A 1181-nucleotide genomic window follows, 5' to 3' on the forward strand; every position below is an offset into this window, starting at 1 on the left:
GGCGACCAGTTCCGCCGTGGCCGGCACGCCGTCGAAGGGCTGCGCCACCGGTTCGACGAAGCCGTTGTCATGCGCCACCAGACCGAGGCCGCCGACGCAGTAGTTGTCGCCGCCGGACAAGAGCAGGTTGAAGACCGGCTGGACTTTCTCCTTCTCGGCCGAGACGACCTCCACCACGCCGCCGACGGTCCGCAGCTTGTCCCCGGCCTTGATCTCGCGAGCCATGATCCAGCCGTGTCCGGCCTTCCAGAAGCGGTGGATGCCGGTGGGGTGAACCGCCTCGCCGCCGCCGAGGTCGATCTTGTAAGTCCAGTTGGGCGGGTTGTGCATCACCTCGACGACCGGCTGATAGGACAGCCGGCCCGTGGTCGTGTCCTGGGAGAGGACGAGGTCGCCAGGGCGGATGGTCTCGATGGGGCGATCGCCCTGGATGGTCCGCACCGGAGTGCCCCCGGCGAAGCACGACGGGCCGATGCGGTAAAGAGCCACCATCTCAGTGATCGGGACAGGGGAGGTCTGGGGCTGGTAGGCGATGGGGACTTCTTCGACGATCGTGGCCGGCGGCGAGGTGTCGCCGCGCAACGGCTGGCCGTAGCCCTGGAGGTCGATCAGCCAGTCCATCCATCTGTCACGGTCGGCGCCCAGATCGCGGCCGCTCGCTTCTTTTAATACGGCGACACTGCGTTCGTTGACTTCTCGGATCGGCGTATTGTAAGCCTCGATCCAGGCGACGTCGGCAGCCAGTTGATCGCGGGCGACCGCCGCAGAGATCCGCGCTTCCTCGGCCATCCGATCAACCGGGACGGAGATATATTCGTTGATCACGGGGTTGGCGTTGATCCCGGCCGTTGGACGCGCGATGAAGGGGCTGTTACTGGAGAGTCCCGGAGGCGGGGTCGCCATCTGGCGACTCAGTGCGGCGCCTTGGGTCGCGGGCATCCCGGCCGCCGTGAACAGCCTCCCCAGAGTCTGCTCCGTCGCGGCCGGCGTCATGACGGGTTGTGATGTGAATATCCCGGCGGCCGGCCCATTGATCGACCCTCCGAAGTAAGGGAGCGTCCCCGCGATCCACATCGTCGGCGTCCGAGGTCCCAGAACGGTTCCAACCAGCCGGTCTACAACCCGCTCGCCGTACTCGTTGTAGTGGATTCGATCGCCGGGGCCGAGCACGTCGCTGACGC

The 1181-nt window shown here is 66.6% G+C and carries 1 protein-coding gene; it reads right to left on the reverse strand.

What is annotated here, in order from left to right:
• On the reverse strand, positions 1-1181 hold a 1181-nt coding region (locus G5C50_RS32110), incomplete at both ends, for a polymorphic toxin-type HINT domain-containing protein (protein WP_206107949.1).

The sequence above is a fragment of the Paludisphaera rhizosphaerae genome (genome assembly GCF_011065895.1).
In the GTDB taxonomy this organism is placed as follows: domain Bacteria; phylum Planctomycetota; class Planctomycetia; order Isosphaerales; family Isosphaeraceae; genus Paludisphaera; species Paludisphaera rhizosphaerae.